Genomic DNA, 20,336 nt, shown 5'->3' on the forward strand with positions numbered 1-20,336 from the left:
GTGCAGGCGGTGTTTGATGAGCGTGCTCCAGAAACGACAAAGCCCGGCAATGCCGGGCTTTTTCGTCTGAGGCAACCGTGCTTAACGAGCGCGGTAGGTGATGCGGCCCTTGCTCAGATCGTAAGGCGTCAATTCAACGCGCACCTTGTCACCGGTCAGAATGCGGATGTAGTTTTTGCGCATCTTGCCGGAGATGTGCGCAGTTACGACGTGCCCATTTTCCAACTCCACGCGAAACATGGTGTTGGGCAGGGTGTCGACGACAGTGCCTTCCATTTCGAAGCTGTCTTCTTTCGACATGCAGTAAAGCCCTCGGGTATCAAATTGAGTGGCCCGGTGCAAGTGGCGCCAGGCAAAAGCGGCGTGCATTGTGCCCGAAAAATGCCTGCTACGCCAAGGACTTCAGTACAGAGTGACCCATCTTTGATTTGTCAGCAGCTCGATGGGGCGGTATTGGGTCTTGTAATTCATCTTCTTGCAGTTCTTTATCCAGTAGCCCAGGTACACCGCATGCAGGTTCAGGCGCGCAGTTTCGGCAATCTGCCAGAGGATGGCATAGCGCCCCAGGCTGCGGCGTTCTTCACCAGGCTCGTAGAAGGTATACACCGCGGACAGTCCGTTGGGCAGCATGTCGGTGGCGGCCACTGCCAGCAACCGGCCCTCGGCACGGAATTCGTAGAAGCGCGAAAATGGCAGGTCGCGCACCAGGAAAGTGATGAACTGATCGCGGCTGGGCGGATACATGTCGCCGTCGGCGTGGCGCTGCTCGATGTAGCGCTGGTAGAGGTCGAAGTATTCCTGGGTGAAGGTCGGCTTGACGCCGCGCACCTGCAGGTCGGCGTTACGCTTGATGATGCGCTTCTGCTGGCGATCCGGTACGAACAGGTCCACCGGAATACGTGCCGGTATGCAGGCACTGCAGTTCTGGCAGTGCGGCCGGTAAAGATGATCGCCGCTGCGACGAAACCCCATGTCCGACAGGTCGGCATACACCTGCACATCCATCGGCTGACTGGGGTCCAGAAACAGGGTGGTGGCCTGTTCGTCGGGCAGGTAGCTGCAGGCGTGGGGTTGCGTGGCATAAAACTTCAGCCGCGCCAGGTCGGTCATGTTGCCCCCATTGTTGAAAACCGTTGAGTAGAGTGTAAGCCAGCCTGTCAAACTCGCCTAGGCAACCAGTCAGCGTTATTTTCGGCGTCCAGGTGCGTGTGCAGGTAATCGGCAAAGGCCTGGCGCGAAATCGAACGAGCGCCCAGGCTTTGCAGGTGAGCGGTCGGCATCTGGCAGTCGATCAGCACAAAGCCCCAGGCCTTGAGATGCTCCACCAGTGTGGCAAAACCGACCTTGGAGGCGTTGTCGGCCCGGCTGAACATCGATTCGCCAAAAAACAGCTGCCCCATGGCCAGGCCATACAGGCCGCCGACCAGCACGTCGTCCTCCCATACCTCGACGCTGTGGGCATGACCACGTGCATGCAGCTGCCGGTAGGCGTCCTGCATCTTGCCGGTGATCCAGGTTTCCTGTGCGTAGCTGCGCGGTTCGGCGCAGGCCTGGATGACGGCCGCGAAATCCTGATCGAACGTCACCCGGTAGCGCTGCTGGCGCAGCACCTTGGACAGGCTGCGCGAGACATGCAGCTCTTCAGGGAACAGTACGGTGCGCGGATCGGGCGACCACCACAGGATCGGCTGGCCCTCCTGGAACCACGGAAAGCAGCCGTGCCGGTAAGCCCGTACCAGGCGCTCTGCCGACAGATCGCCACCGGCTGCCAGCAGGCCGTCCGGGTCGCGCAGGGCCTTGCTCAAAGGCGGAAAGTCCAGGCTGTTGCGTTGTAACCAGGTCAACATGGCGTCAGGGATTCTCACGAGGGAAGGGGAGGGCAGAGCACTGGATGCAACTCCAGGCGTCCGCCATGGTCACAGTCAGGTTGCCACGCACAGGCCCGGCAAGGTGCGGGCAGGTCATACCGGTTGAACGGTGTGTCATAAGCCTTTGTCACGAAACACAATGCATGCTCAAATTAGGCCCTCTCGACGGTGCTTGAATATGCACGACCGCCGCGCCAGACTTGTGGCGCTGCGTGCAGTGCCAGTACAGACCCGCAGGCAGGCAAAGCCGTACAATGCCCACTTTGCGCGTTATCATTCAAGTCGGCGTTACATCGGGATACTCATCAGGTCCCGGATGTCACCGGCGTACCCCTTGAGTCGCCGTCGTTCGTGATCGTTCAACAGAGTTGTTCGCGCCCCAGCGCAGGAAATAAAGCGTTTTGAAGAAATCCACTCCAGCACCCGCACCTGTACCCCTCTGGCGGCAGCAGTTGCACTATCGGCTCAAGGAAGGGGCATTGATCGCCTTCGGCTTCCTGTGCCTGTACCTGATGATGTCGTTGCTGACCTACGACCAGAGCGACCCTGGCTGGAGCCATACCAGCAGCAATGCCACCGAGGTGCAGAACGCCGCAGGCCGTGCCGGCGCCTTCAGTGCCGACATCCTGTTCATGGTCCTGGGGTATTTCGCCTACATTTTCCCCTTGCTGCTGGCAATCAAGGCCTGGCAAGTCTTCCGGCAACGGCACGAGCCGTGGCAATGGAGCGGCTGGCTGTTTTCCTGGCGCACCATCGGCCTGGTGTTCCTGGTGCTTGCCGGTGCCGCACTGGCCCATCTGCACTTTCATTTCGCGTCAGGCTTTCCAGGCTCGGCCGGCGGTGTACTGGGTCAAGTGCTGGGCGACCTGGCCAGGCACGCGCTGAACATCCAGGGCAGCACGCTGTTGTTCATTGCCCTGTTCCTGTTCGGCCTGACGGTGTTCACCGACCTGTCGTGGTTCAAGGTCATGGACATGACCGGCAAGATCACCCTGGACCTGTTCGAGTTGCTGCAAGGCATCGTCAGTCGCTGGTGGGCCGAGCGCGCCGAGCGCAAGCAGATGGTCGCCAAGCTGCGCGAGGCCGACCTGCGCGAGTTCCAGCGCCCGGCCGGCGTGGTCGAACGCCGTGAACCGCGCGTGGTGGCACGCGACAAGGTGGTCGAGCCTGAACCACCGGTCAGCCGTCCTGTACCGCCGGTGTCCATGCCTGTAACGACGCCTGCCAGGGCAGCGTCCGCCAGCGTGCCTGCCGCCGCAGTTGCCGCAGCACCGATCATGGCGCCTGTACCGCCGCCGGCGCCGGCACCGGCCCAGTCTCTGGTTGCCGAGCGCGCCAAGCCGGCCCCGGCCATTATTCCGCCGGCCCCGGCCAAGCCACCAGAGCCTGTGCGCCTGGCAAAACCTGCGCCGTCGTTCATCGACAGCGCAGTCGAGGGCACGCTGCCGCCGCTGTCGATTCTCGACCCGGTGGAAAAGAAGCCGCTCAATTATTCACCCGAGTCCCTGGACGCCGTCGGCCGGTTGCTGGAAATCAAGCTCAAGGAATTTGGCGTCGAGGTCACCGTCGACTCCATCCATCCGGGCCCGGTGATCACCCGCTACGAAATCCAGCCGGCTGCCGGCGTCAAGGTCAGTCGCATCGCCAACCTGGCCAAGGACCTGGCGCGCTCGCTGGCCGTGACCAGCGTGCGCGTGGTCGAAGTCATTCCGGGCAAGACCACCGTGGGCATCGAGATTCCCAACGAAGACCGGCAGATGGTGCGCTTCTCCGAAGTGCTGTCCTCGCCCGAGTTCGCGGCGGCCACGTCACCGGTGCCCCTGGCCCTGGGCCATGACATCGGCGGGCGTCCGGTGATCACCGACCTGGCCAAGATGCCGCACCTGCTGGTGGCCGGTACTACCGGCTCCGGCAAGTCGGTGGGCGTCAACGCCATGATCCTGTCGATCCTGTTCAAGTCCGGTCCCAAGGACGCCAAGCTGATCATGATCGACCCGAAAATGCTTGAACTGTCGATCTACGAAGGCATCCCGCACCTGTTATGCCCGGTGGTCACCGACATGAAGGACGCCGCCAATGCCCTGCGCTGGAGCGTTGCCGAGATGGAGCGGCGCTACAAGCTGATGGCGGCCATGGGCGTGCGTAACCTCGCCGGCTTCAACCGCAAGGTCCGTGACGCCGAAGAAGCCGGCACGCCGATCAGCGACCCGCTGTACCGCCGTGAAAGCATGCACGACGAAGCGCCGTTGCTCGACACCCTGCCGACCATCGTGGTGGTGGTCGACGAATTTGCCGACATGATGATGATCGTCGGCAAGAAGGTCGAAGAGCTGATCGCCCGTATCGCCCAGAAAGCCCGTGCCGCCGGTATCCACCTGATCCTGGCCACGCAGCGACCGTCGGTGGATGTGATCACCGGCCTGATCAAGGCCAACATCCCGACCCGCATGGCGTTTCAGGTGTCGAGCAAGATCGACTCGCGTACCATCATCGACCAGGGTGGCGCCGAGCAATTGCTGGGTCACGGTGACATGCTGTACATGCCGCCGGGCACCAGCCTGCCGATTCGCGTGCACGGCGCCTTCGTCTCCGACGAGGAAGTCCATCGCGTGGTCGAGGCCTGGAAAATGCGTGGCACCCCGGACTACAACGAAGATATTCTGGCCGGCGTCGAAGAGGCCGGCAGCGGCTTCGAAGGCGGCGGTGGCGGTGGCGATGGCGACGACAGTGAAAGCGATGCGCTGTATGACGAAGCGGTCAAGTTCGTGCTCGAAAGCCGCCGCGCCTCGATTTCAGCGGTGCAGCGCAAGCTCAAGATCGGTTACAACCGCGCGGCACGCATGATCGAGACCATGGAAAATGCCGGCGTCGTCACCCCCATGAACACCAACGGCTCCCGCGAAGTCATCGCGCCGGCGCCGATGCGCGACTGACCAACAGCCTTACCCTCGACAGCATGCCGGTCATGCTGTCGCCCTTTCAGCGAATCCAACGAGGAATTCCATGCGTCTTATCCGCCTGTTACTGGCCACCGCCCTGACGCTCTCCACCGTGGCGGCGCATGCCGACAGCAAGGACGTGGCGCGCCTGACCCAGTTGCTGGAAAAATCCCAGACCCTGACCGGTCGCTTCTCGCAGATGACCCTGGACGGCAGCGGCACCCAACTGCAGGAAACCACCGGCGAAATGACCCTTCAGCGTCCTGGCCAGTTCAACTGGCACACCGATGCGCCACAGGAACAACTGATGGTCTCCGACGGCAAGAAAGTCTCGCTGTGGGACCCGGACCTGCAGCAGGTGACCATCAAGACCCTCGACCAGCGCCTGACCCAGACTCCGGCCCTGTTGCTGTCCGGTGACGTGTCGAAAATCAGCGAAAGCTTTGACATTACTGCCAGGGAAGCCGGCGGCGTGCTGGACTTTACCCTCAAGCCCAAGAGCAAGGACACGCTGTTCGACAACCTGCGCCTGTCGTTTCGCAATGGCCTGATCAACGACATGCAACTGGTCGATAACGTTGGCCAGCGCACCAATATTCTGTTCACCGGCGTCAAGGCCAATGAGCCGGTGCCGGCCGGCAAGTTCCAGTTCCAGGTGCCCAAGGGCGCTGACGTCATTCAGGAATAAGAGGCGCTGACCCCGGACCATGGACCTGTTCAGTCGTGAACCCATCGCCCAGCCCCTGGCCGCCCGCTTGCGGGCGACCAACCTGGACGAGTATGTGGGCCAGGAGCACGTGCTGGCCCATGGCAAGCCCCTGCGCGAAGCACTGGAGCAGGGCGCGCTGCATTCCATGATCTTCTGGGGCCCGCCCGGGGTGGGCAAGACCACCCTGGCGCGGCTGCTGGCCAAGGTGTCGGACGCGCATTTCGAAACCGTCTCGGCCGTGCTGGCCGGGGTCAAGGAAATCCGCCAGGCCGTCGAGGTCGCCAAACAACAGGCGGCGCAATACGGCCGGCGCACCATCCTGTTCGTTGATGAAGTGCACCGGTTCAACAAGTCCCAGCAGGATGCCTTCCTGCCGTATGTCGAAGACGGCACGCTGATCTTTATCGGCGCGACCACGGAAAACCCCTCGTTCGAACTCAATAATGCCTTGCTGTCGCGGGCGCGGGTCTATGTGCTCAAGAGCCTGGACGAGGCGGCCCTGCGCAAGCTGGTGCAGCGCGCCCTGAGCGAGGACCGCGGGCTGGGCCAGCGGCACCTGCGCCTGAGCGACGAAGGCTTTGCCACGCTGATGGCGGCGGCCGACGGCGATGGCCGGCGCATGCTCAACCTGCTGGAGAATGCCTCGGACCTGGCCGAAGACGGCAGCGAGATCGGCAATGCGCTGCTGCAAAGCCTGCTCGGCGACAGCCGGCGGCGTTTCGACAAGGGCGGCGAGGCGTTCTACGACCAGATCTCGGCGCTGCACAAGTCGATTCGCGGTTCCAGCCCCGATGCGGCGCTGTACTGGTTCGCCCGCATGATCGACGGCGGCTGCGACCCGTTGTACCTGGCACGGCGCGTGGTGCGCATGGCCAGTGAAGACATCGGCAACGCCGACCCACGCGCCTTGCCGTTGTGCATGTCGGCCTGGGACGTTCAGGAGCGACTGGGCAGCCCGGAAGGCGAACTGGCGGTGGCCCAGGCCATTGTCTACCTGGCCTGCGCGCCCAAGAGCAATGCGGTGTACATGGCCTTCAAGGCGGCCATGCGTGACGTAGCCGAGAATGGCTCGATGGAAGTGCCGCTGCACCTGCGCAACGCGCCGACCAAGCTGATGAAGCAATTGGGCTATGGCGACGAATACCGCTACGCCCATGACGAACCGGACGCCTATGCCGCCGGCGAGGACTACTTTCCCGATGAGCTGGAGCCGCGCCAGTACTACGCGCCGGTGCCGCGTGGCCTGGAACTGAAGATCGGCGAAAAGCTGCGTCATTTGCAGGCGCTGGACGCTGCCAGCCCCCGGCAGCGGAGAAAGTCATGATTCAGACCATTCTTGCGGTGTCGATTGCCGGCATCGCTGGTACATTATTGCGCTTCGCAACCGGCAACTGGGTCAGCGCCCACTGGCCGCGGCACTTCTACACAGCCACCCTGGCCGTCAATCTGGCCGGGTGCCTGATCATCGGCGTGCTGTATGGCCTGTTCCTGCTGCGCCCTGAGGTGCCGGTCGAGATTCGCACCGGCCTGATCGTCGGTTTTGTAGGGGGTCTGACGACCTTTTCATCCTTTTCACTGGACACGCTGCGCCTGCTTGAAAGCGGGCAAGTGCCGCTGGCGCTGGGCTATGCCGGCATCAGCGTGTTCGGCGGGCTGCTCGCGACCTGGGTTGGCCTGTCCCTGACCAGACTTTGATAGACGAGAGAACGATATGCTCGATTCCAAACTGTTACGTACCCACCTTCAGGACGTAGCGGATCGCCTGGCGTCCCGCGGCTTCACGCTGGATGTAGCCCGTATTGAAGCGCTGGAAGCCCGCCGCAAGGTCGTCCAGACCCAGACCGAACAGCTGCAGGCCGAGCGTAATGCCCGTTCCAAGTCCATCGGTCAGGCCAAGCAGCGTGGCGAAGACATCGCGCCGCTGATGGCTGACGTCGAGCGCATGGGCACCGAGCTGAGCGAAGGCAAGGTCGAGCTGGACGCCATCCAGGCCGAGCTCGACGGCCTGCTGCTGACCATTCCCAACCTGCCTGACGCGTCGGTGCCGGTGGGCGAGGACGAAGACGGCAACGTCGAAGTGCGTCGCTGGGGCACCCCGGCCAGCTTCGATTTCCAGGTCCAGGACCACGTCGCCCTGGGCGAGAAATTCGGCTGGCTGGATTTCGAAACCGCCGCCAAATTGTCCGGCGCCCGTTTCGCCCTGCTGCGCGGTCCGATTGCCCGCCTGCACCGCGCCTTGGCGCAGTTCATGATCAACCTGCACATCAACGAACACGGCTACGAGGAAACCTACACCCCGTACCTGGTCCAGGCACCTGCTCTGCAAGGCACCGGCCAGTTGCCCAAGTTCGAAGAAGACCTGTTCAAGATCAGCCGCGACGGCGAAGCCGACCTGTACCTGATTCCCACGGCCGAAGTGTCGCTGACCAACATCGTGGCCGGGCAGATCCTGGACAGCAAGCAACTGCCGCTCAAGTTCGTGGCCCACACGCCGTGTTTCCGCAGTGAGGCCGGTGCTTCTGGGCGTGACACCCGTGGCATGATCCGCCAGCACCAGTTCGACAAGGTCGAAATGGTCAAGGTGGTGGCCCCCGAGCAGTCGATGGACGAACTCGAGTCGCTGACCGCCAACGCCGAACGCGTCCTGCAACTGCTGGAACTGCCGTACCGCGTCCTGGCGTTGTGCACCGGCGACATGGGCTTCAGCGCGGTCAAGACCTACGACCTGGAAGTCTGGGTACCGAGCCAGGACAAATACCGCGAAATCTCCTCGTGCTCCAATTGCGGCGACTTCCAGGCCCGGCGCATGCAGGCCCGCTGGCGCAACCCGGAAACCGGCAAGCCCGAGCTGGTGCACACCCTGAACGGTTCCGGCCTGGCCGTTGGTCGTACCCTGGTGGCGGTGCTGGAGAACTACCAGCAGGCTGACGGTTCGATTCGTGTACCCGAAGTGCTCAAGCCCTACATGGGCGGCCTTGAGGTCATCGGCTAAATGGAATTTCTGCCCCTGTTTCACAACCTGCGTGGCCGCTGGGTGCTGGTGGTCGGCGGCGGCGAGATTGCCTTGCGCAAATCTCGCCTGCTGGCCGATGCCGGTGCGCTGTTGCGCGTCGTAGCCCCTGAAATCGAGACCCAGTTGCGCGAGCTGGTCGAACACAGTGGCGCAGAAATCCGCCTGCGCGGCTACGAGCCGGGCGACATGGACGGTTGCGTGCTGGTCATTGCCGCCACCGACGACGAGCCCCTCAACGCCCAGGTTTCGCAAGACGCCCGCCAGCGTGGCATGCCGGTCAACGTGGTCGATGCGCCGGCCTTGTGCAGCGTGATCTTCCCGGCCATCGTCGACCGCTCGCCACTGGTCATTGCCGTGTCCAGCGGCGGTGACGCACCGGTGCTGGCGCGCCTGATCCGCGCCAAGCTGGAAACCTGGATTCCGTCCACCTATGGTCAACTGGCCGGCCTGGCGGCGCGCTTTCGCCATCAGGTCAAGCAGCTCTACCCGGATGTCCAGCAACGCCGGGCTTTCTGGGAAGAGGTGTTTCAGGGACCGATTGCCGACCGGCAACTGGCCGGGCAGGGCGCCGAAGCCGAGCGTTTGCTGCATGCCAAGGTCAATGGCGCACCGCCGCACGCGCCGGGTGAGGTCTACCTGGTGGGAGCCGGCCCAGGCGATCCGGACCTGCTGACCTTCAAGGCCTTGCGCCTGATGCAGCAGGCCGACGTGGTGCTGTACGACCGCCTGGTCGCCCCGGCGATCCTGGATCTGTGCCGTCGGGATGCCGAGCGCGTCTACGTTGGCAAGCGCCGCAGCGAGCACGCCTTGCCGCAGGAGCAGATCAACCAGCAACTGGTCAACCTGGCCAGGCAAGGCAAGCGCGTGGTACGCCTCAAGGGCGGCGACCCGTTTATCTTCGGTCGCGGCGGTGAAGAGATCGAAGAACTGGCTGCCCACGGCATCCCGTTCCAGGTCGTGCCAGGCATTACGGCAGCCAGCGGTTGTGCCGCGTATGCCGGGATTCCGTTGACCCACCGTGACTACGCGCAATCGGTGCGCTTCATCACCGGGCACCTGAAGAACGGCACCACCGATTTGCCCTGGCAAGACCTGGTCGCGCCAGCGCAGACTCTGGTGTTCTACATGGGGCTGGTGGGGCTGCCGACCATCTGTGAGCAATTGATTGCCCACGGTCGCGCCGCCGATACCCCGGCGGCCCTGGTGCAGCAAGGCACCACGGTCACCCAGCGGGTCTTCACCGGCACCCTGGCCAACCTGCCGCAACTGGTGGCCGACCACGAAGTCCACGCGCCAACCCTGGTGATCGTGGGCGAAGTGGTGGTGCTGCGCGAAAAACTCGCCTGGTTCGAAGGCGCACAGGGCACCCTCTGACCCTGGTAGGAGCGCGCTTGCCCGCGACCGAGTGCGTAGCGCTCGCAAAATCTGCGAAACGCCACAAATTTGCGGTTGTGAACACATTCAAAATCTGCGAAACGCCACAAATTTACGGCTGCTGACGCAGCCGGTCGCGGGCAAGCGCGCTCCTACCGAAGGCCAATAACGATCAGGTGTCCTGCCAGATACCTTGGCCCGGCAACCGGTCCCGGTCATGCACCACCGCGAAATCCTGCTTCGGCCCCTTGGGCACGATGCCGGTGGGGTTGATGGTGCGGTGGCTGGCGTAGTAGTGGTGCTTGATGTGCTGGAAGTCCACGGTCTGCGCCACGCCCGGCCACTGGTACAGCTCGCGCAGCCAGTGGCTGAGGTTCGGGTAGTCGCTCAGGCGTCGCAGGTTGCACTTGAAATGCCCGTGGTACACCGCATCGAAGCGCACCAGCGTGGTAAACAACCGTACATCCGCCTCGGTCAGGTAGTCGCCGACCAGATAGCGCTTCTCGCCCAGCAGGCACTCCAGTTCATCAAGCTTGGCAAACACCTCATCGAACGCCTGTTCGTAAGCGCTTTGTGACGTGGCAAAGCCTGCGCGGTACACGCCATTGTTGACGGCCGGATAGATCTGCTCGTTGAGCGCGTCGATCTCGCCACGCAACGGCTCGGGATACAGGTCCAGGTGGTTGCCGGTCAGGTCGTTGAAGGCCGAGTTGAACATGCGGATGATTTCCGCCGACTCGTTGCTGACGATGCGTTTGAGCTGTTTGTCCCACAACAGCGGCACGGTCACCCGTCCGGTGTACTGTGGGTCATCCTCGGTGTAGCGCTGGTGCAGAAAGTCCAGATTATCCAGCGCATCGCCACTGGAGCCGGTGGCCTTGTCGAAGGTCCAGCCGTTTTCCAGCATCAGCCAGCTGACCACCGACACATTGATCAACGCTTCCAGGCCCTTGAGCTGGCGCACGATCAGGGTGCGGTGCGCCCACGGGCAGGCCAGCGAGACATACAAGTGATAACGCCCGGCCTCGGCCTTGAAGCCGCCATCGCCGCTGGGGCCGGGTGCGCCGTCCTGGGTGATCCAGCTGCGACGCTGGGCGTTCTCGCGCTGGAACGCGCCGTCCTTGCTGCTTTCATACCACTGGTCATGCCAGCGTCCGTCGATGAGCAGGCCCATGATTGGCTCCCTGTCTGTAAGTGAACATTGGAGCCAGTCTATCGACACAGGTTCGAACTAAAAGCGCAAATAGCCGCCGTTAATCATCGAATAACACGATGGGTCACAGCGACCGGTCACGGTTGTCCCAGAACTGCCGGGCCTGCTCGAAGGCGGCCTCACGCTCGACCCCCAGGCCACGCAGGGCCAGGGCAATGGTCGACAGCAAGGCCAACTGGCCGTAGCTGTCTTCGACCTCGCCACGCCAGAACGCCACCAGATGCGCCGGTTCCAGGCTGGCCGGCTTGACGTGCCGACGCTCGGCCAGGGCCGGCCATTCTTCATCCCAGTCCTGGCCGGCCGTGGTGCCGTACAAATGGCTGATCGTGTCGGGGTTGACCTCGATTTCCCCGCCATCACCCTTGACCACAATGGCATGATCGCCCAACAGACGGCTGGCCTCGCGATGCACGCTCTGGTAGCCAGGGTGAAAGATGCTCTGCAAGCCGCAGCGTGCCTTGAGCGGGTTGAGCACCCGGGCCAGGGAGTGGATCGGCGAGCGCAGCCCCAGCGTATTGCGCAGGTCGATCATGCGCTGCAACTGCGGCGCCCAGTCGGCCAGCGGAATGAACGCCAACTGACGCGCTTGCAGGGCGCTGCCCACCGCCGTCCAGCTGCGGCACAGCGGGATATTCAACACACCGAGCAACTGCTCGGTGTACAAGCGGCCGGCGGTGTGCGCGCCGCCGCCGTGCAACAGCACGCGCACGCCGTTGTTGGCCAGGCACTTGGCGGCCAGCAGAAACCACGGCAGGTGACGCTTCTTGCCGGCATAGCTGGGCCAGTCGATATCGACCTCGATGGCCGGTGCATCCAGGCGCTCGCGCAGCGCTTCGGTAAAGCCGGCCAGCTCTTCGGGGCTTTCTTCCTTGTGCCGCAGCAGCATCAGGAACGCGCCCAGCTGGGTGTCCTCGACCTGTTCGTCAAGCAGCATGCCCATCGCCTGCCGGGCTTCTTCACGGCTCAGGCCGCGGGCACCGCGCTTGCCTTTGCCAAGGATGCGCACAAATTGGGCGAACGGGTGTTCGGCCGGGGTTTCGGTCACCAGTGGGCTGTAGTCGGTCATATGCAATTCGTCGGTTTGGGCAGGCCTGCCAGGCGGGCCGCCAGTTTGGCGGGCCGCCCGTTGAACAGGCGGTTGAGGTGCGGGCTGTTGCCTTTTTCCGGGCCCAGCTTGAGGGCCGTGTACTTGATCAAGGGGCGGGTGGCCGGTGACAGCTGGAACTCGGCGTAGAACGCGCGCAGCACCAACAGCACCTCTTCATGCTCGGGGCCGAAGTCGATGCCTTCCTCGACGGCCAGCGCCCGGGCTACGTCCAGCGACCAGTCGTTGAGGTCCGCCAGAAAGCCATCCTGGTCCAGAGCGACAGTACGGTCTGCAACGATCAGATCGGTCATGACCAGGTGTTCACTCTGTCAAAACGCACGCAAAGCTCGACAAAGCCCGGATAGTCCACTGCGCCAGCGCTGGCCGGTACTGTCAGTCCCCGGGCCTGGGCGTCTTCGTCCAGCACGAACACGCGCTCGCCCAGTGCCGCCAGGGCCGGGTCTTCACGGCGCAGCGCGTAGGTCGCATCGCCGCACAGCAGTATGGCGTCATCCGCACCCAGTATCCGCAGACAGCTGTCCAGACGGGTATCGGTGAACGGGGAGTGGGAAACAACGTGCAAGGTCGCCATCAGATCGTGATCACCTGGTCGTAACGGTCAAAAAGTGCGGCGATGTCAGCACCGCAGGCCAGGACCTGGAGGCCTTCATCCAGCGCGTCGGTGGCGATGGCGCGTTGTTGCAGGCTATGGCCGCAGGCATACAGCTCGTCGACGCCGAACATCGGCAAGGCCTTGAGGTTGGCCGTCACATCCTTTTGCTGCACCGCCGCGGCCTGGCCGGCCTGCAACTGGAACACGCCATCGTCGAGAAACAGCAGACCCACCGGCAAATCGAAGGCGCCGCCGGCCAGCACGATATCCAGTGCCTCACGGGCACCAGGGCCGGACCAGGGCGCCTGACGGCTGACAATCAACAGGGATTTACTCATCTTAAGGTCCTCCAAAGCAGATCACCCGATCAGCGCTCTGCGCCGCATCGTGCAACTGACCCAGGCCGGACAGTTCCCACGGCGCCTGCAAACTGGCGGCATCACGCTGGTAGCGTACCGCTTCTTCGGCATTGAGCACGCCCCGGCGCAAGGCGGCGGCAATGCACACCACGCCATCCAGGCCCTGTTCGATGATGAATGCACGCCACTGCGCCGGCAGGTCCTGCTCGTCCTGAGGCGTGACGACACTGTGCGACGCACTGTGTACGCCATCCTGGTAAAAGAACAGGCGCACGATCTCATGCCCGCCGGCCAGCACTGCCTGGGCAAATCGCAAGGCGCGTCGGGACGAAGGCGCATGAGGCGCAGATAACAGGCAAATGGCGAATTTCATGAGCGGCTCGTTCAGCGAAACAGCCGCAATGATAAAGAATTCACAGGCGAGTGTGGTGAATCACGAGCGCACAAGGCCTGGTCAGGCCTTGTGCGCTCGTCAGGCAGTGTCGATGCCACGCCTGGCGCAACGAAGGATCAGGTCGTTGCGGCCTTGACGTTTGTGGGCGTGCGCATCAGCACGTAATACGCCAGTGCCGGAAATATCAGCCCTGCCAGCCATGAAAGATCAATGCCCTCCAGAAGGGCAGGCACAGGCCCCACGTACAAGGCCGTGTTCATGAAAGGCACTTCAAGCGCAATGGTTGCCAGAAAGATCCCGATCGCTTTCTTATTGATACGGCCATAGATGCCCCGTGGATCGAAGATGTCGGCGATCCGGTACTCGCCCTTGCGGATCACGTAGTAGTCCACCAGGTTGATGGCGGTCCATGGGATCAGGAAGTAACTCATGAAGAAAATGAAGTTCAGGAAGAACTGGATGAATCCCTCCTGGGCCAGGGTGCACAACCCTGTGGCCAGCGCACAGATGACCAACATGAAGGCGGTGCGCACCGAAGGCGTCACTTTCAGGTTCAGGCAAGGCTCCAGCACGGTGACCGTGGACATGAATGCGCCATACAGGTTGAACACGTTGATGGCTATCTGGCCGTAGATCAGAAACAGGCACACCAGCAAGCCGGCGCTGCCGAACAGGCCACTCAGGTGCAGGCCGATATTGTCAGCCAGACCGCTTATCGAGACCGACAGGACAGCGCCCAGCACCATCATCCAGGTGCCGCCTGTGACGGTCCCCAGATAGCTGTACCAGAACACCTGTTTGGTTGAGGTGGCCGTAGGCAGGTAGCGTGAGTAGTCGGCCACATAAGGCGCGTAGGACAACTGCCAGGTCACCGCAATGCTGACCGATGCCAGAAAGGCTGGCAGCGAGAAACCCTGCAACGACCAGGCTTGAGCAGCAATGGGCAGGTTCAGTGCCACGAATGTGGCGACCCCGAAGACGGCGATCGACAGAATGGACAACACTTTCTGCAAACGATGGATCAGGCGATAACCATACAACGCCACCACAAAGCACACACCCCCCAGCACACAGATATTGGCGTTCAGACTGAGGGGGCTCACCGTCGTCATCACCTGGGCCGCCAGCAGGGTGTTACTCACGAAAAAGCCCAAGTAGATCAGCATCACGAACAGCAACGGCAATATGGCGCCGTAAACCCCGAACTGCGCGCGGCTCTGGATCATCTGCGGGATACCCAGTTTCGGCCCCTGGGCAGAGTGCGAGGCCATGAACAGGGCACCGATCACCGAACCCAGCAGGATGGATACGGCACTCCACAGCAGATTCAGGCCCAGGCTGACGGGCAAGACGCCCGCTGCAATCGTGGTGATGTTCATGTTGGCGCCGAACCAGACATAGAACAGCGATTGTGGCCGGCCCAGACGCTCGTTTTCCGGAATGAAGTCGATGCTTCTTTTCTCGATCTGCATGATCAACTCCAGGACGAAGGTTGGCTGTTGAGGGCGGTTTCAAGCCGCTCGATGGTCGGCACGAACGCCTCGGGCTGGAATGCAAAGTGATCCGGGACCTGGGTGGCCAGGTGCACGCTCGCTTGCCGGCTCCATTGCTTGAGCAGCTCGGCGCTCGAAAAGAGGCTCAATCCGTAGATCCAGTTCGTCAGGATCAGCAGCGCCGAGTAGTGGGCGGCCAGCGTGGTCGCCGTGCAGGCGTCAGCCACCACGACCACTTCATAGTTGTGCTGGTAAGCGTCAAACACCGTGGTCATGACACACACGTCGGTCAGCACACCGATGACCACCAGCGTCCTGATGTTCTGCTTCTTGAGCGCTGCATCAAGGTCGGTGCCATGAAAGGCGCTGTAGCGATGCTTGTCGATCACCGTGTCGCCCGACGCTGGCGCCAACACCTCGAGGATTTCCACAGCGGGGGTGCCTGCCCGATATGAGGTCGGGCGTCCTGCCTCGTCCACCGGTTCCGAGCCTGCCAGGTTCTGGCCTTCGGCGTCATTGACGTGCCGGGTGTAGAGCAGCGGGATGTTCAGTTGGCGAGCGGCGTCAATCACAGAGCGGGCATTGCTGACCACCTCATCAATGCGCTCAAGATGAAAGCCTGCCTCTTTTTGCAAGTCGATCACCAGCACGGCGGTTTGCGTCGTCATAAAAGTACCCAAGGCACAGTGATGGCCACGCCTTGAACGGCGCGCATCAGGCTGTGCCTGAATCAATCGGCAATAGGGTGCCTTGCCTGCACAGGGCAGAAAGGCGACTTATGGGCGAAGGGAGACTCGTCGAGTCTTCAGTGAGCGATCTGCCAGAAACCGTTCTGCTTGGCAGCCACTGAAGGCCGAAGACGTTTGAGGACAACGCGGGACGGCGATGATGATCGCCGCAGGTAACAGCGCCTGGCGCCTTGTCGCAACCGCACGCACGACCCTGCAGCCCCAGGAAAGGGCTTGATAGCAGCGATGGCGGTGAGTCGACAGGTCATTTCAGACACCGGACAGAGGGGGGGCTCGATAACCCGAAGCAAATGTCGAGCCAGCCCTCCTGTCAATGCTTGCAAGCGCTCTGGTTCAGGCATCTGCATGATTCTGTATTTTGGTATGCCGTAATACTGTGTTACGGCATGTAGCACAAAGAGGCCGAGTGCACCGTGTCGATGCTTCCCATCGGCTCAGTCATAGGTGACCTGCAATCCACGCAATAGCACATCCGCTGCCGCCAGGGCATGGTTGAGCCTGACATGGCCTTCATCGGCCTCGGCAATCCAGAACGCCGCCTCGGTCAGGCTGCCATAGAGCAGCCGTGCCAGCGCCTGCGGGTCGGCAGGTGTGACGGTGCCTTGTTCGATCAAGCGCTCGATCAGCGCCTGCAACGAGCCAATGCAATGACGTTGCGCCTGTGGCGATGCCATGCCCAGTACCGCACGCGCATCGCGCAGCACGATGCGCTGGATCTCGGGTTCCAGTGCCATGTGCAGGTAGCTGCGGCAACGCTCGCGCAGACCCTGCCAGGTCCCGTCATGAGCATCGGAAACGGCTTGTAGCCGTGTATCCATTTCGGCGTCGATCTGCTCGACTACGGCCGCCAGCAGGCCTTTCTTGTCGGTGAAGTGGTGATACAGCGCCCCACGGGTCAGGCCGGCCTGTGCGGTCAGATCATCCATTGACGTGTCGGCATAGCCGCGCTCTGCAAAGACCTGGCGGGCGGTGTCCAGCAAGGTGTTACGCGTCTGTTCCATATCGGCGCGGGTGCGACGAACCATCGGGCTCTCCTTACATACATTACGTATGTATATTTACATACGGTCCGTATGAATGTACGGTTTATACATACGAGACGTATGTATTGTTCGCGCCCTGCGCCATTCTGGCAAGCGCCTGTTCTGGAGAGTCACATGGCCAACCCTTATCGAGCACTGTTCGAGGTGCCTGGCGCCAAAGCTTTTATCGTTGCCGGCCTGATTGGCCGGCTGGCCTTGCCGATGATGGGGATCGGCATCATCACCTTGTTGGCTCAGTTGCGCGGCAGTTATACGCTGGCCGGGGCGGTATCAGGCACCTTCGTGCTGACCTACGCACTGCTGTCGCCGCAGATTTCAAAAGGGGTCGACCGGCTGGGGCAAGATCGCGTTTTGCCGGTGGCCACCGTGATCAGCGTGACGGGCGTGGCGATCCTGTTGCTGGCGACCTGGTGGCCGGCGCCTGACTGGACGCTGTTCCTTGGCGCCTGGCTGACCGGGTTCATGCCCAGCCTGCCAGCCATGGTGCGTGCGCGCTGGACGACGCTGCTTCGTGGGCAACAGCGCCTGCAAACGGCGTATGCGCTGGAAACGGTACTCGATGAAATGAGCTTTATCGCCGGACCGCCGCTGGCCGTAGGCTTGAGTGTCATGACCTTTGCCCAGGCCGGTCCGCTGGCGGCGGCAGTGTTACTGGCCATCGGCACAGGCTGGCTGGTGTGCCAGCGTGCCACGCAACCGGCTGTTACTGCCCCGGCGCCCGGCACGCGGTCGGTCTTGCGCCTGGCCTGCGTGCGACGCCTGGCGCTATTGACGGTCGCCATGGGCGTCATCGTCGGCACCGTGGACATCGGCAGCGTGGCGTTTGCCGAGCACGCCGGGCAACCGGCCGGTGCTTCGCTGGTGCTGTCGGCCTATGCGCTGGGCGCCTGCCTGGCCGGTCTGCTGTTCGGTGCCGTGCAATGGCAGATACCCTTGCACCGATTGCTGGTACTGGGTGGGCTGGCCACCGCCGCCACCACACTGCCGCTGCTGTGGGTGTTCAACCTATGGACGCTGGCCGCCGCAGTCTTCGTGGCCGGGTTGTGCTTTGCCCCGACCCTGATCGTAGCGATGTCACAGGTTGAGCGCAGCGTGCCCGAGCACCAGCTTACCGAGGGCATGACCTGGCTGCTGGCCGGCCTGAATGCCGGCGTTGCCCTGGGGGCCGTGTTGGCCGGGCAGGTGGTGGATGCCGAAGGTGCCCAGGCCGGCTTCAAGGTGGCTTTAGGGGCCGCTGTGGCGGTGCTGTTGCTCAGTGTCTGGGCCGGTTGGCGACCGTCGGTTCAAACCAGCGCCATCACCCCCAGCACTGGCCAGCCCGCGCCTGCCAGCCACACCGACAGCCGTGGTGCGTAGGGCAGCAGCATCACCAGCGTCACCCCGGCCAGCGAGACCAGCCCGAGCCAGCCCACACCAGCCATGGCCCAGCCCCAGGCCTGCGCGCAGCAGGCCAGGCTGGCGCCCAGCAAGGCCCAGCCCACCGCGCGCAACAGGCGTTGCAGCCCGGCACCGGGCAGGCGTTGATAAAGCTGCTTGTAGTGCCGCTCCAGGCCCAGGCACAAGCCCAGCAGGCCACTGTAGGCCAGCAGCAGGCTGGCGATGATCCACAGACTCATCTCAATTGGCCTCCAGGGCAGCACCAGGCGCTTTACGCGTGGCCTTGTCTTTTATCGGCCGGCCAAGCTTCCAGCGGGTCCAGGCCAGCAGCATGCCGATGATCACCACCACGCTTTCGAGCCAGAACGCCTCGTTGCGGGTTTCGCCGAGCAGGTTCAGCAGCGGCAAGGCCATGCACAACACCGCCGCCAGCCCCAGCTGTTCGCGCCAGGCCGCCAGCCACGGGCGCACGATGGCGTGGCTCAGGCTGGCCAGCCACACCAGCAGGAACACCTGCACCTCCCAGCCGCCACGCCCGGGCAAGCTGACCGGCAGCAAGCGGTTGGCCCACAGGTAGGCCACGCAGGCCAGGCTGAGGCCGGCAATGACCGCTACGTTGAGGCGTTCGGCGCTGTGATAGAGCAGGGCGGCGACACGGCCCTCGGCATCGTGACGGCGCCGGCGCTTGACGGTGAACAACACCACGCCGGTGGCCAGCATCGCGCAACTGGCCAGCCCGCACAGAAAGTACAGCCAGCGCATCCAGTAACCACCGAACTGCGCAAAATGCAGGCCGGCCATGACCTTCTGGGTCAGCAACGTGGCCCGGCTGTCGCTGGGCAAGCGCAGCACCTGACCGCTGACGCCATCGAACTGCAGGCTCATGCCCTTGGTCAGCTCGATGCGGTTGCCCAGCACGGGACGTACCTCGATACGTGCGTCACTGCGCCCCGGATGCTGAATGCTCAGGCCGGCCACGGGGCCCAGCAAGCGTTCGGCTTCACTGAGCACCGGTGCCAGGGCCGTCAGGTCGGCCGGCTGCACCGCTGTTTTTGTCCCGCCACGCGGCCCGGCTTCGCGCCCGCCCGCCGGGTGGCCGTGTTGTTCGGTTGCCGGCGCTTCACGCAGCGCCCGGGTCATGCGCTCGCGGTCGCCGTCGAACAGCGCCTCCATCGCCGCCGGCATATAGATCAGGTAGAAAATCACCAGGCCGGTGTAGGTGATCATCAGGTGGAACGGCAACACCAGCACGGCGGTGGCATTGTGCGCATCCAGCCAGGAGCGCTGGCCCTTGGCCGGGCGGAAGGTGAAGAACTCCTTGAAGAATTTCTTGTGGATCACAATGCCGCTGATCAACGCTACCAGCATGGCCATCGCCGCCAGGCCCACCGCCCAGATGCCGATATTGCGTGGCAGGTTCAGGGTGAAATGGAAGCGAAAGAAAAACCCGCCGCCGGCGGTCTCGCGCACCGCCAGCGGCTCACCGGTGGTGGGGTCCAGCACCGTGCCGCCGCCACGGCGCTGCTCGCCGGCCGACACGGTCAGGGTCGGCGAGCGCTCGGTGGGCAGGCCGATGTTCCAGGCGCTGGCGTCCGGGTGGCGCGCTTGCAGATAGTTCAGGGCCACCTGTGCGGCCTGGGCCTGGTCCAGGGTGTGCGTCGGGATTTCCGGGCGCATCCAGTTATCGATTTCCTTGTCGAACACCGCCAGGGTGCCGGTCAGGAAAATACTGAACAGCACCCAGCCGAAAATCAGCCCGCTCCAGGTGTGCAGCCAGGCCAGCGATTGCGTCAGGGTCCTGGCTTTCATGCAAGGCGCTCCAGCAGTTGTGGCCAGAAGCCGATGCCGGCCAGCGGCACGGCGGTAGCGAGTCCGGCCCAGGCCCGCCAGTGATTATGGCAAGTGAAAACCCAGAGCATCACCAGGGTGTACACCGCAAAGGACAGCAAGGTGGCACTGACCATGGCATCGGCCTTGTTCAGTGGCAGCATGCGCGCCAGGGCGGCGGTAAAGGCGTAGGTAAATCCATAGCCGCCCACTACGGCGGCCAGGACACGTGAAACGGTGGGCCAGGGAGAAGATCGGCTTTTCATGCAGCAGTGCTC

At 63.1% G+C, this 20,336-nt stretch carries 22 protein-coding genes; 7 read left to right on the forward strand and 15 right to left on the reverse strand.

Features of this window, described 5'->3' with window-relative positions; all coding sequences use genetic code 11:
* Positions 1–81: 81 nt before the first annotated feature.
* The 3 genes from infA to aat form a co-directional block, all read right to left on the reverse strand.
* The gene (gene infA / locus ASF84_RS08040; protein WP_002553999.1) at positions 82–300 is read right to left on the reverse strand and encodes a translation initiation factor IF-1; all 219 of its coding nucleotides are present in this window, start codon (positions 298–300) and stop codon (positions 82–84) included.
* 102 nt (positions 301–402) lie between these two features.
* Positions 403–1,110: an arginyltransferase gene (locus ASF84_RS08045; protein WP_056837030.1), complete on the reverse strand. Its 708-nt coding sequence runs from the start codon at positions 1,108–1,110 to the stop codon at positions 403–405.
* Positions 1,111–1,157: 47 nt separating this feature from the next.
* Positions 1,158–1,847 (reverse strand): leucyl/phenylalanyl-tRNA--protein transferase, encoded by a 690-nt coding sequence (gene aat, locus ASF84_RS08050; RefSeq protein WP_056837032.1) that lies wholly within the window; start codon positions 1,845–1,847, stop codon positions 1,158–1,160.
* A 422-nt stretch (positions 1,848–2,269) separates the two neighbouring features.
* On the opposite strand from aat, the gene ASF84_RS08055 reads away from it, so the two are divergent.
* The 6 genes from ASF84_RS08055 to cysG all read left to right on the forward strand — a co-directional run bounded on the left by ASF84_RS08055 (position 2,270) and on the right by cysG (position 9,903).
* Positions 2,270–4,801 (forward strand): DNA translocase FtsK, encoded by a 2,532-nt coding sequence (locus ASF84_RS08055; protein WP_056837033.1) that lies wholly within the window; start codon positions 2,270–2,272, stop codon positions 4,799–4,801.
* 70 nt (positions 4,802–4,871) lie between these two features.
* Positions 4,872–5,495 carry an outer membrane lipoprotein chaperone LolA gene (gene lolA / locus ASF84_RS08060; RefSeq protein WP_056837035.1) on the forward strand — a complete coding sequence of 208 codons (624 nt, stop codon included), beginning with the start codon at positions 4,872–4,874 and terminating at the stop codon, positions 5,493–5,495.
* 19 nt (positions 5,496–5,514) lie between these two features.
* Positions 5,515–6,840: a replication-associated recombination protein A gene (locus tag ASF84_RS08065; RefSeq protein ID WP_056837037.1), complete on the forward strand. Its 1,326-nt coding sequence runs from the start codon at positions 5,515–5,517 to the stop codon at positions 6,838–6,840.
* Positions 6,837–7,211 carry a fluoride efflux transporter CrcB gene (crcB, locus tag ASF84_RS08070; RefSeq protein ID WP_056837039.1) on the forward strand — a complete coding sequence of 125 codons (375 nt, stop codon included), beginning with the start codon at positions 6,837–6,839 and terminating at the stop codon, positions 7,209–7,211. Before ASF84_RS08065 ends, crcB begins: the two co-directional genes overlap by 4 nt.
* 16 nt (positions 7,212–7,227) lie before the next feature.
* On the forward strand, positions 7,228–8,508 hold the full coding sequence (gene serS, locus ASF84_RS08075; protein ID WP_056837041.1) for a serine--tRNA ligase: 1,281 nt from the start codon (positions 7,228–7,230) through the stop codon (positions 8,506–8,508).
* Positions 8,509–9,903, forward strand: a complete 1,395-nt coding sequence (cysG, locus tag ASF84_RS08080) for a siroheme synthase CysG (protein WP_056837043.1) — start codon at positions 8,509–8,511, stop codon at positions 9,901–9,903.
* 172 nt (positions 9,904–10,075) lie between these two features.
* Here cysG and ASF84_RS08085 read toward each other — a convergent pair whose 3' ends face one another.
* From ASF84_RS08085 to ASF84_RS08125, 9 genes are all read right to left on the reverse strand, one after another.
* The gene (locus ASF84_RS08085; protein ID WP_056837045.1) at positions 10,076–11,077 is read right to left on the reverse strand and encodes a glutathione S-transferase family protein; all 1,002 of its coding nucleotides are present in this window, start codon (positions 11,075–11,077) and stop codon (positions 10,076–10,078) included.
* A 103-nt stretch (positions 11,078–11,180) separates the two neighbouring features.
* Positions 11,181–12,182 carry a glycosyl transferase family protein gene (locus ASF84_RS08090; protein ID WP_056837048.1) on the reverse strand — a complete coding sequence of 334 codons (1,002 nt, stop codon included), beginning with the start codon at positions 12,180–12,182 and terminating at the stop codon, positions 11,181–11,183.
* A complete protein-coding gene (locus ASF84_RS08095) occupies positions 12,179–12,514 on the reverse strand; it encodes a TusE/DsrC/DsvC family sulfur relay protein (RefSeq protein WP_056837050.1) in 336 nt (111 codons plus the stop codon). Before ASF84_RS08095 ends, ASF84_RS08090 begins: the two co-directional genes overlap by 4 nt.
* Positions 12,511–12,795: a sulfurtransferase complex subunit TusB gene (tusB, locus tag ASF84_RS08100; RefSeq protein WP_056837051.1), complete on the reverse strand. Its 285-nt coding sequence runs from the start codon at positions 12,793–12,795 to the stop codon at positions 12,511–12,513. The genes ASF84_RS08095 and tusB overlap by 4 nt, the downstream gene beginning before the upstream one ends.
* Complete coding sequence (gene tusC, locus ASF84_RS08105; RefSeq protein ID WP_056837052.1) at positions 12,795–13,154, reverse strand: sulfurtransferase complex subunit TusC; 360 nt, start codon at positions 13,152–13,154, stop codon at positions 12,795–12,797. The genes tusB and tusC overlap by 1 nt, the downstream gene beginning before the upstream one ends.
* A 1-nt stretch (position 13,155) precedes the next feature.
* Positions 13,156–13,548, reverse strand: a complete 393-nt coding sequence (gene tusD, locus ASF84_RS08110) for a sulfurtransferase complex subunit TusD (RefSeq protein ID WP_056837054.1) — start codon at positions 13,546–13,548, stop codon at positions 13,156–13,158.
* Between the two features lie 137 nt (positions 13,549–13,685).
* Complete coding sequence (locus ASF84_RS08115) at positions 13,686–15,041, reverse strand: purine-cytosine permease family protein (protein ID WP_056837056.1); 1,356 nt, start codon at positions 15,039–15,041, stop codon at positions 13,686–13,688.
* 2 nt (positions 15,042–15,043) lie between these two features.
* On the reverse strand, positions 15,044–15,730 hold the full coding sequence (locus ASF84_RS08120; RefSeq protein ID WP_056837058.1) for a cysteine hydrolase family protein: 687 nt from the start codon (positions 15,728–15,730) through the stop codon (positions 15,044–15,046).
* Between the two features lie 515 nt (positions 15,731–16,245).
* A complete protein-coding gene (locus tag ASF84_RS08125; RefSeq protein ID WP_056837060.1) occupies positions 16,246–16,836 on the reverse strand; it encodes a TetR/AcrR family transcriptional regulator in 591 nt (196 codons plus the stop codon).
* A gap of 132 nt (positions 16,837–16,968) precedes the next feature.
* Between ASF84_RS08125 and ASF84_RS08130 the strand changes: the two genes are divergently transcribed.
* The gene (locus ASF84_RS08130; RefSeq protein ID WP_056837062.1) at positions 16,969–18,210 is read left to right on the forward strand and encodes an MFS transporter; all 1,242 of its coding nucleotides are present in this window, start codon (positions 16,969–16,971) and stop codon (positions 18,208–18,210) included.
* Here ASF84_RS08130 and ASF84_RS08135 read toward each other — a convergent pair.
* Genes ASF84_RS08135 through ASF84_RS08145 form a run of 3 tightly spaced genes read right to left on the reverse strand, consistent with a single transcriptional unit; the run spans position 18,138 to position 20,324 of the window.
* Positions 18,138–18,470: a DUF3325 domain-containing protein gene (locus ASF84_RS08135; protein ID WP_056837063.1), complete on the reverse strand. Its 333-nt coding sequence runs from the start codon at positions 18,468–18,470 to the stop codon at positions 18,138–18,140. The two genes, ASF84_RS08130 and ASF84_RS08135, sit on opposite strands and share 73 nt — an antisense overlap.
* A gap of 1 nt (position 18,471) precedes the next feature.
* On the reverse strand, positions 18,472–20,040 hold the full coding sequence (locus tag ASF84_RS08140) for a PepSY-associated TM helix domain-containing protein (protein ID WP_056837065.1): 1,569 nt from the start codon (positions 20,038–20,040) through the stop codon (positions 18,472–18,474).
* Positions 20,037–20,324, reverse strand: a complete 288-nt coding sequence (locus ASF84_RS08145) for a hypothetical protein (protein ID WP_056837067.1) — start codon at positions 20,322–20,324, stop codon at positions 20,037–20,039. Before ASF84_RS08145 ends, ASF84_RS08140 begins: the two co-directional genes overlap by 4 nt.
* Positions 20,325–20,336: the final 12 nt, after the last annotated feature.

The sequence above is a fragment of the Pseudomonas sp. Leaf127 genome, from assembly GCF_001423155.1.
Taxonomy (GTDB): Bacteria; Pseudomonadota; Gammaproteobacteria; order Pseudomonadales; family Pseudomonadaceae; genus Aquipseudomonas; species Aquipseudomonas ovata.

What these genes read in the sequence shown, in the direction of transcription:
- infA (WP_002553999.1), bottom strand. Translation starts at nt 300, where the DNA reads ATGTCGAAAGAAGACAGCTTCGAAATGGAAGGCACTGTCGTCGACACC.
- ASF84_RS08045 (WP_056837030.1), bottom strand. Translation starts at nt 1,110, where the DNA reads ATGACCGACCTGGCGCGGCTGAAGTTTTATGCCACGCAACCCCACGCC.
- aat (WP_056837032.1), bottom strand. Translation starts at nt 1,847, where the DNA reads ATGTTGACCTGGTTACAACGCAACAGCCTGGACTTTCCGCCTTTGAGC.
- lolA (WP_056837035.1), top strand. Translation starts at nt 4,872, where the DNA reads ATGCGTCTTATCCGCCTGTTACTGGCCACCGCCCTGACGCTCTCCACC.
- ASF84_RS08065 (WP_056837037.1), top strand. Translation starts at nt 5,515, where the DNA reads ATGGACCTGTTCAGTCGTGAACCCATCGCCCAGCCCCTGGCCGCCCGC.
- crcB (WP_056837039.1), top strand. Translation starts at nt 6,837, where the DNA reads ATGATTCAGACCATTCTTGCGGTGTCGATTGCCGGCATCGCTGGTACA.
- serS (WP_056837041.1), top strand. Translation starts at nt 7,228, where the DNA reads ATGCTCGATTCCAAACTGTTACGTACCCACCTTCAGGACGTAGCGGAT.
- cysG (WP_056837043.1), top strand. Translation starts at nt 8,509, where the DNA reads ATGGAATTTCTGCCCCTGTTTCACAACCTGCGTGGCCGCTGGGTGCTG.
- ASF84_RS08085 (WP_056837045.1), bottom strand. Translation starts at nt 11,077, where the DNA reads ATGGGCCTGCTCATCGACGGACGCTGGCATGACCAGTGGTATGAAAGC.
- ASF84_RS08090 (WP_056837048.1), bottom strand. Translation starts at nt 12,182, where the DNA reads ATGACCGACTACAGCCCACTGGTGACCGAAACCCCGGCCGAACACCCG.
- ASF84_RS08095 (WP_056837050.1), bottom strand. Translation starts at nt 12,514, where the DNA reads ATGACCGATCTGATCGTTGCAGACCGTACTGTCGCTCTGGACCAGGAT.
- tusB (WP_056837051.1), bottom strand. Translation starts at nt 12,795, where the DNA reads ATGGCGACCTTGCACGTTGTTTCCCACTCCCCGTTCACCGATACCCGT.
- tusC (WP_056837052.1), bottom strand. Translation starts at nt 13,154, where the DNA reads ATGAGTAAATCCCTGTTGATTGTCAGCCGTCAGGCGCCCTGGTCCGGC.
- tusD (WP_056837054.1), bottom strand. Translation starts at nt 13,548, where the DNA reads ATGAAATTCGCCATTTGCCTGTTATCTGCGCCTCATGCGCCTTCGTCC.
- ASF84_RS08115 (WP_056837056.1), bottom strand. Translation starts at nt 15,041, where the DNA reads ATGCAGATCGAGAAAAGAAGCATCGACTTCATTCCGGAAAACGAGCGT.
- ASF84_RS08120 (WP_056837058.1), bottom strand. Translation starts at nt 15,730, where the DNA reads ATGACGACGCAAACCGCCGTGCTGGTGATCGACTTGCAAAAAGAGGCA.
- ASF84_RS08125 (WP_056837060.1), bottom strand. Translation starts at nt 16,836, where the DNA reads ATGGTTCGTCGCACCCGCGCCGATATGGAACAGACGCGTAACACCTTG.
- ASF84_RS08130 (WP_056837062.1), top strand. Translation starts at nt 16,969, where the DNA reads ATGGCCAACCCTTATCGAGCACTGTTCGAGGTGCCTGGCGCCAAAGCT.
- ASF84_RS08135 (WP_056837063.1), bottom strand. Translation starts at nt 18,470, where the DNA reads ATGAGTCTGTGGATCATCGCCAGCCTGCTGCTGGCCTACAGTGGCCTG.
- ASF84_RS08140 (WP_056837065.1), bottom strand. Translation starts at nt 20,040, where the DNA reads ATGAAAGCCAGGACCCTGACGCAATCGCTGGCCTGGCTGCACACCTGG.
- ASF84_RS08145 (WP_056837067.1), bottom strand. Translation starts at nt 20,324, where the DNA reads ATGAAAAGCCGATCTTCTCCCTGGCCCACCGTTTCACGTGTCCTGGCC.